17 protein-coding genes and 1 tRNA gene are annotated in these 15377 nt (G+C 67.5%); 10 read left to right on the forward strand and 8 right to left on the reverse strand.

The annotated features are described in order from the left end of the window. Window positions 1-26: 26 nt before the first annotated feature. The 3 genes from scpB to DIE03_RS07815 all read right to left on the reverse strand — a co-directional run bounded on the left by scpB (window position 27) and on the right by DIE03_RS07815 (window position 3440). A complete protein-coding gene (scpB, locus tag DIE03_RS07805; RefSeq protein ID WP_124449074.1) occupies window positions 27-836 on the reverse strand; it encodes a methylmalonyl-CoA decarboxylase in 810 nt (269 codons plus the stop codon). Further along, entirely contained in the window at window positions 833-2056 is a 1224-nt protein-coding gene (locus DIE03_RS07810) for a CaiB/BaiF CoA-transferase family protein (protein WP_124449076.1), read from the reverse strand. Before DIE03_RS07810 ends, scpB begins: the two co-directional genes overlap by 4 nt. A 61-nt stretch (window positions 2057-2117) precedes the next feature. After that, on the reverse strand, window positions 2118-3440 hold the full coding sequence (locus DIE03_RS07815) for an MFS transporter (protein ID WP_124449078.1): 1323 nt from the start codon (window positions 3438-3440) through the stop codon (window positions 2118-2120). A gap of 180 nt (window positions 3441-3620) precedes the next feature. On the opposite strand from DIE03_RS07815, the gene DIE03_RS07820 reads away from it, so the two are divergent. The 3 genes from DIE03_RS07820 (at window position 3621) to DIE03_RS07830 (ending at window position 5752) form a co-directional block, all read left to right on the forward strand. After that, window positions 3621-4550, forward strand: a complete 930-nt coding sequence (locus DIE03_RS07820; RefSeq protein ID WP_124449080.1) for a LysR substrate-binding domain-containing protein — start codon at window positions 3621-3623, stop codon at window positions 4548-4550. Window positions 4551-4672: 122 nt separating this feature from the next. Beyond that, on the forward strand, window positions 4673-5014 hold the full coding sequence (locus DIE03_RS07825) for a multidrug efflux SMR transporter (RefSeq protein ID WP_124449082.1): 342 nt from the start codon (window positions 4673-4675) through the stop codon (window positions 5012-5014). A 108-nt stretch (window positions 5015-5122) separates the two neighbouring features. Further along, window positions 5123-5752: a LysE/ArgO family amino acid transporter gene (locus DIE03_RS07830; RefSeq protein ID WP_124449084.1), complete on the forward strand. Its 630-nt coding sequence runs from the start codon at window positions 5123-5125 to the stop codon at window positions 5750-5752. Window positions 5753-5755: 3 nt separating this feature from the next. Here DIE03_RS07830 and DIE03_RS07835 read toward each other — a convergent pair whose 3' ends face one another. Beyond that, window positions 5756-6916 (reverse strand): enolase C-terminal domain-like protein, encoded by a 1161-nt coding sequence (locus tag DIE03_RS07835; protein ID WP_124449086.1) that lies wholly within the window; start codon window positions 6914-6916, stop codon window positions 5756-5758. Between the two features lie 284 nt (window positions 6917-7200). Next, entirely contained in the window at window positions 7201-7545 is a 345-nt protein-coding gene (locus DIE03_RS07840) for a cupin domain-containing protein (protein WP_027788152.1), read from the reverse strand. A gap of 211 nt (window positions 7546-7756) precedes the next feature. On the opposite strand from DIE03_RS07840, the gene DIE03_RS07845 reads away from it, so the two are divergent. Next, window positions 7757-7831, forward strand: a tRNA-Gly gene (locus tag DIE03_RS07845). Window positions 7832-7961: 130 nt separating this feature from the next. Continuing rightward, complete coding sequence (gene trmB / locus DIE03_RS07850) at window positions 7962-8729, forward strand: tRNA (guanosine(46)-N7)-methyltransferase TrmB (protein WP_124449088.1); 768 nt, start codon at window positions 7962-7964, stop codon at window positions 8727-8729. A gap of 95 nt (window positions 8730-8824) precedes the next feature. Here trmB and DIE03_RS07855 read toward each other — a convergent pair whose 3' ends face one another. The 3 genes from DIE03_RS07855 to DIE03_RS07865 all read right to left on the reverse strand — a co-directional run bounded on the left by DIE03_RS07855 (window position 8825) and on the right by DIE03_RS07865 (window position 10642). Further along, window positions 8825-9655: an undecaprenyl-diphosphate phosphatase gene (locus tag DIE03_RS07855; protein ID WP_124449090.1), complete on the reverse strand. Its 831-nt coding sequence runs from the start codon at window positions 9653-9655 to the stop codon at window positions 8825-8827. 79 nt (window positions 9656-9734) lie between these two features. Then, window positions 9735-10316: a DUF1439 domain-containing protein gene (locus DIE03_RS07860; protein WP_124449092.1), complete on the reverse strand. Its 582-nt coding sequence runs from the start codon at window positions 10314-10316 to the stop codon at window positions 9735-9737. Continuing rightward, the gene (locus DIE03_RS07865) at window positions 10313-10642 is read right to left on the reverse strand and encodes a YkgJ family cysteine cluster protein (RefSeq protein WP_260434825.1); all 330 of its coding nucleotides are present in this window, start codon (window positions 10640-10642) and stop codon (window positions 10313-10315) included. The genes DIE03_RS07860 and DIE03_RS07865 overlap by 4 nt, the downstream gene beginning before the upstream one ends. A gap of 159 nt (window positions 10643-10801) precedes the next feature. Here DIE03_RS07865 and hemN point away from each other — a divergent pair, with 159 nt between their 5' ends. From hemN to urtA, 5 genes are all read left to right on the forward strand, one after another. Continuing rightward, a complete protein-coding gene (gene hemN / locus DIE03_RS07870; RefSeq protein ID WP_124449094.1) occupies window positions 10802-12193 on the forward strand; it encodes an oxygen-independent coproporphyrinogen III oxidase in 1392 nt (463 codons plus the stop codon). A gap of 72 nt (window positions 12194-12265) precedes the next feature. Then, complete coding sequence (locus tag DIE03_RS07875) at window positions 12266-12523, forward strand: hypothetical protein (protein ID WP_006488573.1); 258 nt, start codon at window positions 12266-12268, stop codon at window positions 12521-12523. A gap of 104 nt (window positions 12524-12627) precedes the next feature. Then, window positions 12628-13284, forward strand: a complete 657-nt coding sequence (locus DIE03_RS07880) for a protein-L-isoaspartate O-methyltransferase (protein ID WP_124449096.1) — start codon at window positions 12628-12630, stop codon at window positions 13282-13284. Between the two features lie 14 nt (window positions 13285-13298). Next, window positions 13299-13622 (forward strand): rhodanese-like domain-containing protein, encoded by a 324-nt coding sequence (locus DIE03_RS07885; RefSeq protein WP_124449098.1) that lies wholly within the window; start codon window positions 13299-13301, stop codon window positions 13620-13622. Between the two features lie 364 nt (window positions 13623-13986). Beyond that, window positions 13987-15294 carry an urea ABC transporter substrate-binding protein gene (gene urtA, locus DIE03_RS07890; protein ID WP_124449100.1) on the forward strand — a complete coding sequence of 436 codons (1308 nt, stop codon included), beginning with the start codon at window positions 13987-13989 and terminating at the stop codon, window positions 15292-15294. The last annotated feature ends 83 nt before the right edge of the window (window positions 15295-15377 follow it).

Consider the following 15377-nt stretch of genomic DNA (forward strand, 5'->3'; position numbering starts at 1 on the left):
CAGCCGTCGCCGCGCGACCGCTCTGCCTAGACGCCGCGAAACTGCGGCGCGCGGCGCTCCGCAAACGCACGCAGCCCTTCGTCGAAATCGGCGCCTTCGCACGCTTGCCGGCGCAACTCCGCGACCCGTTCGAACGCATCCGCCGGCAGCGGCCGCGCATCCTGCAGCACACGCAACTGCTCCTTCACCGCATGCACGGCAAGCGGCGCCTTCGCGGCAATCGTGCGCGCGACGTCGAGCGCCGCGTCGTCGACGCCGCCCGGTTCCGCCAGCCGGTTCACGAGCCCGTGACCCGCGGCGCGCTCCGCATCGAGCGGCTGCGCACTGAAGAACATTTCCTTCAGCACATGAATCGGCAGGTTGTCGTAAAAGCGCAGCAGGCCGCTCGTCGAATACGGCAGGCCGATGTTCGCGGGCGTCATCGCGAAACGCGCGTCGCGCGCCGCGACGACGAGATCGCAGCTCATCACGAGATCGACGGCGCCGCCCCACGCCGACCCGGCCACCGCCGCAATCACCGCGCCCGGATAGGTCCGCACGCGCCGCAGCGCGCGTTCGAGCGGCTTGCCGTAGGCGAGCGGATCGCGGTCGTCGGCCAGTTCGCGCAGGTCGTGCCCCGCGCTCCACACGTCGCCGCTGCCGTCGTTTGACAGGATCACGACGGGCGGCGGACGGTGTCCGGCGAGCGCATCGAGGCGTGCGACGAGCGCATCGAGCAACGGCGCGTCGAGCGCATGCCGCCGCGCCGGATTCGCGAACCGCACGCGCGCGATCCGCTCGCCGACCATCTCGACCGTCACGGTCGACGCACTGTCGTGTTTCGTCAGGTCGGTCATTGCACGGCCTCCGCCATGGCTTCCGCCTGGAAGATCGCGCGCCCGGCCAGCAGTGCGTCGATCGCGTCGTCGCCGTAGCCCGCTTCGCGCAGCACGTCGACCGTATGCTCGCCAAGCAGCGGCGGCGCATGGCGCGTGCGCTGCGCCGGCACGTCGTCGCCCATCCCGCCGAGCGGCGTGACGACCTGGCGCAGCGTGCCGAGCGTCGGATGCGCGACCGGCTCGACCAGCCCGCAATGCGCGAGCTGCGGATCGTCGAACACTTCGTCGAGCGTATTGATCGGGCCGGCCGGCAAACCGGCTGCCACGAAACGCTGCGTCCATTCGCGCTTGCCGCGCGTGCGCAGCCGGCTTTCGAGCAACGTCTTCAGTTCGTCACGGTGCGCGACGCGCGCATCGTTGTTCGCGAAGCGCGGATCGCTCGGCAACGCGGGCAGATCCAGCAACTGACAGAGCCGCAGCCACATGTCGGTCGTGATCGGCGCGAGGTTGAGCGGGCCGTCGGCCGTCTCGAACACGCCGTACGGCGCGATCACCGCGTGCGCGTTGCCGGTGCGGCGCGGCACGTCGCCGAGGCTCAGGTAGCGTTGCCCGTGCACGCTCAGCAGCGACACGAGGCTTTCGAGCAGCGACGTGCCGACATGCTGCCCGCGCCCGGTGCGCTCGCGCTCGAACAGTGCGGCCATCACGCCGGTCGCCACCCACATCCCCGAGCTGAGATCGCCGATCGCGGTACCCGTGCGCGTCGGCTCGCCGTCCGGGAAACCGGTGAGGCTCATCAGCCCCGCATAGCCCTGCGCGATCTGGTCGAAACCCGGCCAGTCGCGCAGCGGGCCGCGCGGACCGAACGCGGTGACGCTGCCCATCACGAGCCGCGGATCGTGCGCGCTCAGCGCGGCATAGCCGAGCCCCATCGCGTCCATCGTGCCGGCCTTGAAGTTCTCGATCACGACGTCGGCCTGCGCGATCAACCGCCGCACGACGTCAAGGCCGGCCGGCTGCCGGAAGTCCACGCAGATACCGCGCTTGTTCCGGTTGCAGGACAGGTAGTACGTACTCACGCCGCGATCGAACGGCCCCCATGCGCGGCTCATGTCGCCGTGCGGCCCCGATTCGACCTTGATCACGTCGGCGCCGAGATCGGCGAGCACCATCGAGCAGAACGGCCCCGACAGCGCGCGACTCAGATCGACGACCTTGATTCCATTCAACGCCTGCATTCCGGACTCCTGATATTGATGACTGGGTATGGCGTGGCTGCGAACGAGGGATACGTCCCGCTCATTCGGGCAACGTCTGGTGACGCGTTTCGACCGCGAACGGCAGGATCAGGATGCCGAGCCCGAACACGGCCGCGGTCCATGCGACCGGCACACCGAGCGAGCCGTAGCCGTGAATTGCAGCGCCGAGCAGGAAGTTCACGCCCGCACCGATGAAGCGGCCGACCGACGCGTTGAATGCGAACGCGGTGGCGCGCACGCGCGTCGGGTACTGCTCGGGCAGCCACAGCGAGAAGATCGCGAAGTTGCCGCCGAAGAAGCCGAGGAATGCGAGCGACACCATGAACGCCGCGAGCCCGTTCGGCTGGTAGAACGCCCAGCCGAACGCGAACACGATCGATGCGGCCATCCCAGCGAAATACACGCCGAGCGCGGTGCGCCGGCCGAGCCGTTCCGACAGCCACGGCGCGACCAGGCAGCCGGCGATCGTCGCGCACGACAGGATCGCCGCACCGATGGACGCAAGCCGCAGCGCGCCGACGTGGTCGATGCCCGCGCGCGCCGCCAGCGTGCTGACCGCGCTTGCCTCGTAGACGGAACCGGCCCACAGCCCGACGATCGCGACGCCGACAAGGCTCGCGCTCGTCAGCGTGCGGCGCAGGAACGCCGGCGCGAAGATTTCGCGCAGCGGATGCGCGCGCCGCGCGTCGGCCACGTCGCCGTCGCGCGCGTCGTGCCGGCGCCACTGACCCGGCTCTTTCACGCGCAGCACCGTGAACACCGCGAGCAGCGCGGGCGCAAGACCGCACAGGAACATCGCGCGCCAGCCGTAGGTCGCGCCGATCGTGTAGTTCAGGCAGGCGGCGATGAAGAAGCCGAAGTAGTAGCCCGTCTGCAGGTAGCCGGCGCCCATCTTGCGACGGTCTTCCGGCCAGCTCTCGGCGACGTAGGTGCCCGCGAGCGCCCACTCGCCGCCGACGCCGATCCCGGCGATCAGCCGGCACGCGGCCAGCGCCCAGACGTCGTGCACGAAGGCCGCTGCGCCGGTGAATACCGAGTAGATCAGGATGCTCGCGGCGAGCGTGCGTACGCGGCCGAAGCGGTCGGCGAGCGGCCCCCAGATGAACGACAGCCCCCAGCCGATCAGGAACAGCGCGAACAGGATCGAGCCGTACATCCCCAGGTTCGCTGGCGTCGCCGCGATGCCGGAGGCCGGCAGCAGCTCGGTCAGTGCGGGAATCAGCACGAGCGCGTAGATCACCGAATCCACGCCGTCGAGCACCCAGCCCGCATACACGGCCCAGAAGCCCTTCACCTGCTCGCGCGTGAGCGGCGTGCGCCGCGGCTTCGCGCCGGCCGCCGGCGCGTCGATCGCCTTGAACATCGTCGTCTCCTTGCCGGCGGGGCCGGCACGTTCGCCCGTCCGGTCCGGGATGGCCGGCAGTCGGGCTCTTTTGTGAGACGAGTATAGAAACCCCATCGATCGCAGAAAAATATGATATTCATCTTGCTCGATCCGATTGCCTTATGACTTGAATCGGCCTTGAATCGGGAGACGGCGGCGATGGACTTGAGACAGTTGCGCTATTTCGTGAAGGTCGTCGAATGCGGCAACGTCACGCATGCGAGCGAGGCGCTGCACGTCGCGCAGCCGGCGGTCAGCCAGCAGATGCGCAATCTCGAACGGGATCTGGGGATGCAGCTGCTCGAGCGGAGCGTGCGCGGCGTCGCGCCGACCGCCGCCGGCCGCACGCTGTACCAGCATGCGCTCGAACTGCTGCGCCAGGCCGACGGCACGCGCGAGCTGCTGCGCCGCGACGCCGACACGCCGCAGGGCCGCGTGACGGTCGGAATGCCGTCGAGCACCGCGCGCGTGCTGGCCATTCCGCTCGCCCGCGCGGTACGCGACCGCTATCCGGGCATCATGCTGGAGTTGATCGAGGCGCCAAGCGCCGATCTCGACACGCTGCTCGAACGCGCTCGGCTCGATCTCGCGATCGTCGCCGATGCAGTCGACACGCGCGGCATCGCGATCCACCGGCTGCTGACCGAAACGCTGTACCTGATCACGTGGCCCGGATTCCAGGTACCCGACGATCCCGTGCCGCTCGACGCGATCGCGCGAATGCCGCTCGTGCTGCCGAGCGCGCCGAACACGATCCGCAACCGCGTCGAGTGGGCGATGCGCGAGGCCGGGCTGTCGTACGAGATCAGCTTCGAGGCGAGTTCGACCGGGCTGCTGTTCGCGGCCGTGATGGCGCAGCTCGGCGTGACGATCCTGCCTTGGACGGCCGCGCACGTCGAGATCGAGGAACGCAAGCTCAAGCTGTCGACCGTCGCGCACCGGCTGTTCGCGCGCGACCTGTCGCTGTGCTGGCACGACACCGCGCTCGTCAGCAACGCGGTGCAGAAGGTGAAGACCGAAATCGTCCGGCTGTTCGATACGCTCGGGCAGCGGCCGGAGTGGGCGGCCGGCAATGGCGATCGCGCGTGACCCGTGCAGCGCTTGCCTTGTGCTGCCTCGCCGCGCGTACTAAGCTCCTTTCACCTGGGTACCGCTGACACCTCCACTTCTCCTCGCCGCTCGGTATAAGCGTCGGGGGAAGGAGGCCGTTCGTGTCCCCGTTCCAGTCTGCCTGGCTTCTGCTCGGCATCAGTGTGCTCGCCGAAGTGCTCGGCTCCGTCGGCCTGAAGTTTTCGGCCGGTTTTTCCCGCCCGCTGCCGTCCGCGGTCACGGTCGTCTGCTACGCATGCGCCGTGTGGCTGATGGCGCTCGCGACGAAGCGGCTCGAAATGGGGCTCGCGTACGCGAGTTGGGCCGCCGCCAGCACGGCGGCCACCGCCGTGATCGGCATCGTCTGCTTCGATGAATCGGTGTCGTCGTTGAAGCTCGCCGGCATCGCGCTGACCGTCTGCGCGCTCGTCGCGCTCAACCTCGGCGATGTGGCGGCACGGTGATCGGCACGCAGGCGCGCGGCGGGCCATTGACAACGCCCCCTGGCGCCCCTTAACGTTGCTCCCATCATAACCATCACCGGTTCAGCTTAAGAGGTTGTCGGCCCGCTCGTGCTCGACACCTCTGCCTTCCTCGAAGGCCTGCTGCTTGGCGCCGGCCTGTTCACGTCGGTCGGCCCCAAGGACGCCTTCGTCATCAAGCGCTCGATCTCGAGCCCCCATCTGCTCTCCATCGCCCTTGTTTGTGCAGGCAGCGACGCGCTGTTGATCGCGCTTGGCGCGCAGGGATTGTCGTCGCTGCTGTCGCGGCATCCCGGCGTGGTGTCGGCCGCACTGTGGGCCGGTATCGCGTATCTCGCCGGTTATGGCCTGCTCGCGTTGCGCTCGGCGATCGTGAGACGACAGCCTGGGCATGCCGACGGCTCGCGCGCCGCCAGCGGCGAGCCCACGCGGTCGCGCACGGTGCTGGCAACCGCCGCCGTTTCGCTGCTCAACCCGTATGCGTGGATCGATACGGTGCTGCTGCTCGGCACCGTGATCGTGAGTCACCCGCCGTCCGCACGCGCGCCGTTTGCGATCGGCGCGATGACCGCTTCGCTCGCCTGGTTCCTGATGCTCGCCTACGGCGCACGCGCGTGCCGCGCCTGGTTCGCTCGCACGCTCGCGTGGCGGGTGCTCGACGGCTTCGTCGCGATGATGATGCTTGGGTTCGCCGTGCGTTTCGCGATCGACGCGCTTTAGGCGTCAGCGGCCGGATACCGCGTGGAACGCGTCGCGCGCGTGGGTGTGCAGTTCGAAACCGATACCCGGCGCCTGCGGCACGCGTGCGTATCCTGCATCGACGATTTCGCCATCGGCCAGCCCGCTGAACGGAAGGAACGCGAACGGACTGACTTCCGCACCGCCGAGACCGAGCGCCGCGACGACGTGCAGCGAGAACAGGTGGCCGCCATGCGGCCAGAACGCATCGCGCCGCCAGCCGCGCGACACGAAGTGATCGACGATCTGCAGATAGCCCGGCAGCCCGTAGCAATGCACGGGATCGAACACGAGCACGTCGCGATCGTGGCGCAAGCCGCCATAACGCTCTAGCAGCTTCGCTTCCGCGAGCGAGAACAACGCTTCGCCGGCCGCGATCGGCGGCGCATATCGCGTGGCGATGTCTGCCTGGAGCGGCAGGTCGAGCGGATCGCAGATGTCCTCGAACCACCAGAGATCGAGTGGTGCGAGCTTTTCGGCGGCCGCGCGGGCGGACGTCGCGTCGTACGCGTTCATCGCGTCGACCGCGAGATGCGAACTGTCCGCAAGATGTGCGGCAGCAGCTTCGATGCGGCGCCGGTCGTCGTCGAAATCCGCGCCGCCGATCTTGATTTTCGCGTGCGTGTAGCCGAGATCGACGATACGACGCATTTCGTCGGACAGGCGCGCGAGGTCGTCATGCGGATAGCGGTAGCCGCCGCCTGCGTACACGCGCACGCGTGGTGCTGCCGTGCGTTCGAGCTGGTCGGCGAGAAAGCGATCGAGCGGCAGGTCGGCGATTTTCGCGGCGGCGTCCCAGATCGCCATGTCGAGCGTGCCGACCGCGACGCACCGTTCACCGTGTCCGCCGGGCTTTTCGCCTGCCATCATCGCGCGCCACGCGCGGAACGGATCGAGGTTCGTGCCGGTTTCGTCGGCGAGCGCGTCGGCCGCCGCCAGCAGGCGCGGCGCGAACCGTTCGCGGATCAGCCCGCCCTGCGCGAAACGGCCGATCGACGCGTAGCCGTAGCCCGTCACCGGACGGCCGTCGCGCACGACGTCGGTCACGACCGCAACGACGCTCGTCGTCAGGCCGCCGGACGGAATCGCCGGGTCGGCATAACGGGAGACGGGAATCGCTTGCTCGTGGATCGCGGTGATGCGCATGGTCGGGGTTCCGGGAATACGTTCGGTGTTCGCGGGCCATGCACGCATGGCAACCGGCGCGACTGGTGGATCGCCGCATCATAGGCGCTTGCGCGATGTCTTGCAGGCACCGGGCGCGATCGCGCGGAATGGAGGAACCAGCCGGGCGTGCGACCACGCTCCGCGAGCGGCTTCCGAACCGGAACGAATTTTATTGAGCCGGGATCCCCGTTTGCCCTCCCGGCTCCGTGAACCGGGAGGTATCGGGCGACGGCTTTATACGTGGATCGAACCGACAGGCCCGCTCAGGCGAAGACGAAGTACTTGCGCACCGTCTCGACCACTTCCCACGTCCCTTTCATACCGGGCTCGATGACGAACACGTCACCGGCTTTCAGGTGCACCGATTCCTCACCTTCCGGCGTGATGATGCAGTAGCCGTCGAGGAAGTGGCAGTACTCCCATTTCTCGTAGTTCACCTCGAACTTGCCCGGCGTGCAGATCCAGGTCCCCATGATCTTGCTGCCGTCCTTGGAGAGGTATGCGTTGAGGTTCACGGTATGCGGATCGCCGCCGATGCGCTTCCACTTGGTCGCATCAAGGACGGGCGTCGGGCAGGTTTCGCGCAAAACGGTGATGAAATCGGACATGTCGGCTCCAGACTAACGATCGTAAGAGAGGCTTGTCACGTTAGTTCGAAAGCGTTGCCGGGACTTGCATGCGTCCGACACCGACTCGTCTATTTTCGACACGGGGTTGCGTGCAGGCGCACGGACAGAGGGGTACGCGAAGCCGTTTGCCGGCGGCCAAAAACGCTTCACTTGCAACATTGCCGCCAAACCCTGTAGAATTGCGCGTTCTGCGGGCGTCGTATAATGGCCATTACCTCAGCTTCCCAAGCTGATGACGTGGGTTCGATTCCCATCGCCCGCTCCACATTCCGGCTGCATGACAGCCTGCGCATGAGCCGCCTCGCCGAAGGCGGCTTTTTTGTACCATGTGTCGGTTCTCGACACACCGCTGCGCAACGGGCCCTCGCCCGCAACCGAGCCTTTCTCTGTCACCAATGATGCACGACGATCCGAACGAAGCCGGCCTGCCGCCGCACGACGACGCCATTCCCGACGAAGCCGCCGAAGGCGCCGACGCCGTCAACCCGCTGCACCACCGCCGCATCCGCAGTTTCGTGACACGTGCCGGCCGCGTGTCGACCGGCCAGCGCCGCGCGCTCGACGAATTCGGCCCGCGCTTCGTCGTCCCGTATGCGCCGCAGTTGCCCGACTGGAACGCGATCTTCGGCCGTAGCGCGCCGCGCATTCTCGAGATCGGTTTCGGGATGGGCGCGTCGACCGCGGAAATCGCCGCGCACCGCCCGGGCGACGACTTCCTCGGCGTCGAGGTGCACGAGCCGGGCGTCGGCGCGCTGCTGAAGCTGATCGGCGAGCAGGATCTGCCGAACATCCGCATCATCCAGCACGACGCGGTCGAAGTGCTCGAGCACATGATCGCGCCGGAAAGCCTCGACGGCGTGCACATCTTCTTCCCCGATCCGTGGCACAAGGCGCGTCATCACAAGCGCCGGCTGATCCAGCCGCCGCTCGTCGCGCATCTCGCGTCGCGCCTGAAGCCCGGCGCGTACCTGCACTGCGCGACCGACTGGCAGAACTACGCGGAGCAGATGCTCGAAGTGCTCGGCGCGGAGCCGACGCTCGAGAACACGGCCGCCGACTACGCACCGCGCCCCGACTACCGTCCGGTGACGAAGTTCGAACGGCGCGGGCTGCGGCTCGGCCACGGCGTGTGGGACCTGGTGTTCCGCAAGCGCGCAGGCTGAACACCCTGCCCCGCGCAGAATGAAAAAAGCCCGACCGGCCTCTCGCGCCGGTCGGGCTTTTTTTCATGGGCCGGCGCGGCGGCCCGTTGTCGGCATCAAGCCCAGTTCAGCCAGCCGCTGTAACCGACCAGCAGCACGAACAGCCCGAACGCGATCCGGTACCACGCGAACACCGTGAAATCGTGCGTCGCGACGTAGCGCAGCAGCCAGCGCACGCACACGAACGCGCTGACGAACGCCGCGACGAGCCCGAGCGCGAACAGGCCGAGCGAATCGACGGTGAACGCCTGCCAGTCCTTCACGGTTTCGTAGAGCGTCGCGCCGAAGATGATCGGAATCGCGAGAAAGAACGAGAATTCGGTGGCCACGCGCCGGTCGAGACCGAACAGCATCCCGCCGATGATCGTCGAGCCCGAACGCGACATGCCCGGCACCAGCGCGAAGCACTGCGCGATGCCGACCTTCAACGCGTCGAGCGGCGTCAGCGCATCGACCGACACCACGCGCGGCGGCTCGCTGCGTTCGCGCTGCCGCGCCTCGGCCCACAGGATGATCGCACCGCCCACGACGAGCGCGAGCGCGACGGGCACCGGCGAGAACAGCACGGCCTTGATCTTCTTCTCGAACAGGAGGCCGAGCGCGATCGCGGGAATCGTCGCGATCACGACGTTCAGCGTGAAGCGCTGCGCGTCGGGCCGGCTCGGCAGCCCCGACACGATGGACGCGATCCGTTGCCGGTATTCCCAGCAGACGGCGAGGATCGCGCCGAACTGGATCACGACGTCGAAGGTCTTCGCGTGCGAATCGTTGAAATTCAGGAAGCTGCCCGCGACGATCAGGTGACCGGTGCTCGACACCGGCAGGAATTCCGTCAGCCCCTCGACGACGCCGAGGATCAATGCCTTGCAGATCAGGATCCAGTCCATCCGTGGCCCAACTCCGAAATGGTCGAAAGAAAGGGCCACTCTTCCACGCGCGGCCCGCCCGGCCACGCGCGGTCCGTCGTCACTTTTCGACGATCGCCACGCGTATGCCGTTTGTAAGAATCGTAATTGTACCGGGTTCGTAGTTCACCCCGGCAAATTGCAGCTGCTCGGGCTTGAACGTGTAGATCGGATAATTGGTCAGCAACTGCGTCGCGAGCAGGCCGGCGGCCGCGCCGACCTGCTGTGCGTACATCTGCGCGTCGCCGTCGAGCACGAGGCTGTCGACGGCAGGCGCCCTCAGCACGACCGAGCGGCTCGGCGCGTCGTACGCGAGCTGGCCCGACACGGTGAACTTGCCGCTGACGGGCGCGCGCAGGAAGGGGCTCTCGAAATGCGCGTCGAGCTGCACGGCGACGCGGTTCTGGTCGGGCAGCAGGTTGACGGCCGGGTTCGCGAGCGACACGTCCACGACCTGCGCGACCGTCTTCTGGTAAGGGAACTTGCGCCCGACGGCCTTCTGCACGTCGCCGCGCGAGAACGTGTAGTGGTCGGGGATGAACGGGAACGTCGACGCGCAGGCAGCGAGCGAGACGCACACGCCGACGGCGCCGATGGATGCGGCAAGGAAACGGCGCCGGCCGGGCGCGCGGGATGCAGTCATGCTGAACTCTCTCCTGTAGGCGACGGCTGCGTCGCGGCCTCGAGGCGCGTGAGCCATGCAAGTGCGTCGTCGCGCGACGCGCCGCACATGTCGGCGGACGGCTGCAGCCCGGAACAGCATGCGGGGCGCTCGGGCCGGCCGAAGATCATGCAGCGCAGGTCGTCGCCGAGCTGCACGCAGCGCACGCCGGCCGGCTTGCCGCCGGGCATGCCCGGAATCGGGCTGGAAATCGACGGCGCGATGCAGCACGCGCCGCAGCCCTCGCGGCACGCATGCGACGGCGGGACCTCGGCGGGCACCGGGCGGACAGGCAATTCGACGGACACTCGGCTCTCTCGGCAAACAACAAAAACGGTGCGGCAACCGGACGCGGCTTCCGGCAGCCCCACCCCGCATTGTGCCATCGCCGGCTGCGACGTTATTACACAATGCAGCCGAATCGCGCGTTTATATACTCGAAAGCATCTAAAAGGCGCGAGACCATCATGTATTCTGGTTCTGCCGACACACTGTTCCGTCCCGATTTGCTCGCGAAATACGGCGCGAACGGGCCGCGCTATACGTCATACCCCACCGCGCTGCAGTTTCGCGACGATTTCGATCCGGCCGACTACGTGCGCGCGGCCAGCGACCCCGGCGCGTCGTCGAGCGAGCTGTCGCTGTACTTCCACATCCCGTTCTGCAACACCGCGTGCTTCTACTGCGGCTGCAACAAGATCGCGACCAACAACCGCCGCCGCGCCCGCCCGTACCTCGACCAGCTCAAGCGCGAGATGGCGCTGCAGGCGGCGCTGTTCGATCCGTCGCGCCCCGTCACGCAGCTGCACTGGGGCGGCGGCACGCCGACCTTCCTGTCCGACGACGAGACGGCCGAGCTGATGGCGGCCACCCGCGAGCACTTCGCGCTCGCCCCGGACGCCGACGCCGAGTTCTCGATCGAGATCGACCCGCGCACGGTCACGCCCGCGACGCTCGTGCACCTGCGCACGATCGGCTTCAACCGGCTGAGCCTCGGCGTGCAGGATTTCGATCCGGTCGTGCAGCAGGCGATCAACCGCATCCAGCCGCTCGCGATGACGGCCGACCTGCTCGGCGCCGCGCGCGCGACGGGCTTTCATTCGGTGAGCGTCGACCTGATCTACGGGCTGCCGCACCAGACCGTCGCCGTGTTCGCGCGCACGCTCGAGACGATCATCGAGCTCGCGCCCGATCGCCTGTCGGTGTTCGGCTACGCGCACATGCCGCACCTGTTCAAGATGCAGAGGCAGATCGACGACGCGACGCTGCCGCCGCCCGAAACGCGCATCGCGCTGCTGGGCCTCGCGATCGACATGCTGACGTCGGCCGGCTACGTATACATCGGGATGGACCACTTCGCGCGGCCGTCCGACGAACTCGTGCGCGCGCAGCGCAACGGCACGCTGCAGCGCAATTTCCAGGGCTACAGCACGCGCGCGGATACCGATCTCGTCGGCTTCGGCGTGTCGTCGATCGGCAAGGTCGGCGACGTCTATGCCCAGAACGCGAAAGACCTGCCCACATACGGCGCCGCGCTCGACGCAGGCCGGCTGCCGATCGCGCGCGGTGTGCGACTCACGCCCGACGACCGGCTGCGCCGCGACGTGATCACGCAACTGATGTGCAATCTCGACCTGCCGTTCTCGCACGTCGAGGCCGCGCACGGCATCCGTTTCGCCGATCATTTCGCACGCGAGCTCGACGCGCTGCGCCCGCTCGAGCGCGACGGGCTGCTGACGATCGCGCGCGACCGCCTGACGATCCATCCGGCCGGCCGGATGGTCGTGCGCAACGTCGCGATGGCGTTCGACGCGTACCTGGGCCGGACGCCGCAGCAACGCTACTCGCGCACCGTCTGACGCCCGCGCCGGCCGCACGCGGGCGGCCGGTTTGATACAGTGTGGGGCTTACGCTCCGCCAGAACCCGCACGATGCGCACCACCAAAGCGACCCACGCGGTCGAACGCCTGAAGACCCGCTCCGGCAACCCGCAATTCGCGGCCGTCGCGATGGCGGGCGGCCTGTTCTATCTCGTCGACCGTTCCGGCGGCACCGCCGAAAAGCGCTGCGAGCCGCTGCCGCTCGACGAATTCGTCAAGTTCGTCGACGAATTCGGCCCCAAAAAGCCGCGCAAGGCGAGCAAGCTCGACCTCGCATTCGAGGCGCAGATCAAGAAGAGCAAGGGGTAAAGGTCTGTTGCAGGCCGCCTGAAGGCTTCGCGGCCGCCCCGTTTGGTACAATCACGAAGTTTCTCTATCCCCGCTGATGGCCGACCAGGCTGCGTGACCACACCATGAATATCGAAAACGCGCGTTTCAACATGATCGAACAGCAGATCCGTCCGTGGGACGTGCTGGATCTGGACGTCCTGGGCCTGCTGTCGATCGTCAAGCGTGAAAACTACGTTCAGGCCGAATACCGCGATCTCGCGTTCGCCGACCTCGAACTGCCGCTGCCCGGCGGCGCCAGCAAGATGCTGTTCCCGCGCGTCGAAGCGCGCGTGCTGCAGGAGCTGACGGTCAAGAAGCACGAGAACGTGCTCGTGATCGGCGCGGGTTCGGGCTACCTGGCCGCACTGTTCGCGCATCGCGCCCAGCACGTGACGGCCGTCGAGATCGATCCGGCGATCGCGAAGTTCGCGGAAGACAACCTGCGCAACGACGGCGTGACCAACGCGGAAGTCGTGCTCGGCGACGGTTCGCGCGGCTGGGCGGCCAAGGCGCCGTACGACGTGATCTGCGTCGCCGGCGGCCTGCCCGTCGTGCCGCAGGAAATGCTCGAGCAACTGAAGGTTGGCGGCCGCCTGTCGGCATTCGTCGGCGGCCGTCCGGTGATGAAGGCGCAGATCATCACGCGCATCGACGACAAGCAGTACCGCGTCGCCGACGTGTTCGAGACGTACATCGACCACCTCGTCAACGCGATCGAGCCGTCGCGCTTCAAGTTCTGAGCCGCGGAGCCTCCATGCAGATCCTGACGCCCGCGATGCTCGCGGAATGGCTCGGCGATGCGGCGCGCCCCGCGCCGGTCGTACTCGACGTGCGCGAGCCGTGGGAAATCGCAACCGCGCAGATCGCCGGCAGCGTATCGATTCCGATGCAGCAGATTCCCGCGCGCAGCGAAGAGCTCGACGACGAAACGGAAATCGTCTGCGTGTGCCACCACGGGATGCGCAGCGCGCAGGTCGCGATGTTCCTCGAATCGCGCGGCTTCACGAAGCTGTACAACCTGCAAGGCGGAATCGACGCGTGGTCGCGCGACGTCGATCCGTCCGTGCCGCGCTACTGACCTGTCCGGCGGCGCATCGCGCGCCGCCGCGCCGTCCGGCACACTGCCGCCGGCCGCACTGACCCGCCGAACGGGCACGCATCGCGTGCCCGTTTCTCTTTTCCGCCCCGCTTCGGTTCCTTCCGCACGCCGCCGGTGACGCACAACGGCGCCGCGCGCCGACCGTGCACCATTTACGCCCGCGCGCCTGCACCGCAACGGACCGTGCGTGCTGCACGACGCATCATCCGCACCACCCCGACGCCCGGGAACGCCCCGCACCGGCACGCCCGGCGTGCATTCGCGCGACTGGCACATGCCTTGCGTTACACGATGGCAGGCGCCGCCACGGCGCACGCACATCCAACACGACAAGGGGATCCCGATGAAACGTCGCAGTCTGTTGAAGTTCGGTTCGATGGCCGGCGCGCTCGCACTGGCGGGCAAGAGCCCGTTCGCGCATGCGGCCGATGCGGGCACCGGCCCGATCAAGGTCGGCATCCTGCACTCGCTGTCGGGCACGATGGCGATCTCGGAGACGTCGCTGAAGGACACCGCGCTGATGACGATCGCCGACATCAACAAGAGCGGCGGCGTGATGGGCCGCAAGCTCGAGCCCGTGGTGGTGGATCCCGCGTCGAACTGGCCGCTGTTCGCCGAGAAGGCCCGCCAGTTGCTCACGCAGGACAAGGTTGCGTGCGTGTTCGGCTGCTGGACGTCGGTGTCGCGCAAGTCCGTGCTACCGGTGTTCGAGGAGCTCAACGGGCTGCTCTACTACCCGGTGCAGTATGAAGGCGAGGAAATGTCGCGCAACGTGTTCTACACGGGCGCCGCGCCGAACCAGCAGGCGATCCCGGCCGTCGAGTACCTGATGGGCGCGGAAGGCGGCAGCGCGAAGCGCTTCTTCCTGCTCGGCACCGACTACGTGTACCCGCGCACGACCAACAAGATCCTGCGCGCGTTCCTGAAATCGAAGGGCGTGAAGGACGCCGATATTCAGGAGGTCTACACGCCGTTCGGCCACAGCGATTACCAGACCATCGTCGCGAACATCAAGACATTCTCGCAGGGCGGCAAGACGACCGTGATCTCGACGATCAACGGCGATTCGAACGTGCCGTTCTACAAGGAACTCGGCAACCAGGGGATCAAGGCGACCGACGTGCCGGTCGTCGCGTTCTCGGTCGGCGAGGAAGAGCTGCGCGGGATCGACACGAAGCCGCTCGTCGGCCACCTGGCCGCGTGGAACTACTTCATGTCGGTGAAGAACCCGACCAACACGAAGTTCAAGGACCAGTTCGCTTCGTGGGTGAAGGCGAACAACCTGCCGGGCGGCGCGAAGCGCGTGACCAACGACCCGATGGAAGCGACCTACGTCGGCATCCACATGTGGAAGCAAGCCGTCGAGAAGGCGAAGAGCACCGATGTCGACAAGGTGCGCGTCGCGATGATCGGCCAGACGGTTGCCGCACCGTCGGGCTTCACGCTCTCGATGGACGGCAACCACCACCTGCACAAGCCGGTGATGATCGGCGAGATCCGCGGCGACGGGCAGTTCAACGTCGTGTGGAAGACGAAGACCGCCGTGCGCGCGCAGCCGTGGAGCCCGTTCATTGCCGGCAACCAGGGCAAGCCGGACATCGTCACGTCGATCCCGGCATTCCTGCGCCGGCAGCGCACGGCGATGGCCTGACGCGATGCAGGGGCGCGCGCACCGGCGCGATGCCCCGCTCGCACGCCTGCACCGATGCGCGAGCCCGCCCATCGGTGCATGAA

This window comes from Burkholderia sp. Bp8992 (genome assembly GCF_003853705.1).
GTDB lineage: Bacteria > Pseudomonadota > Gammaproteobacteria > Burkholderiales > Burkholderiaceae > Burkholderia.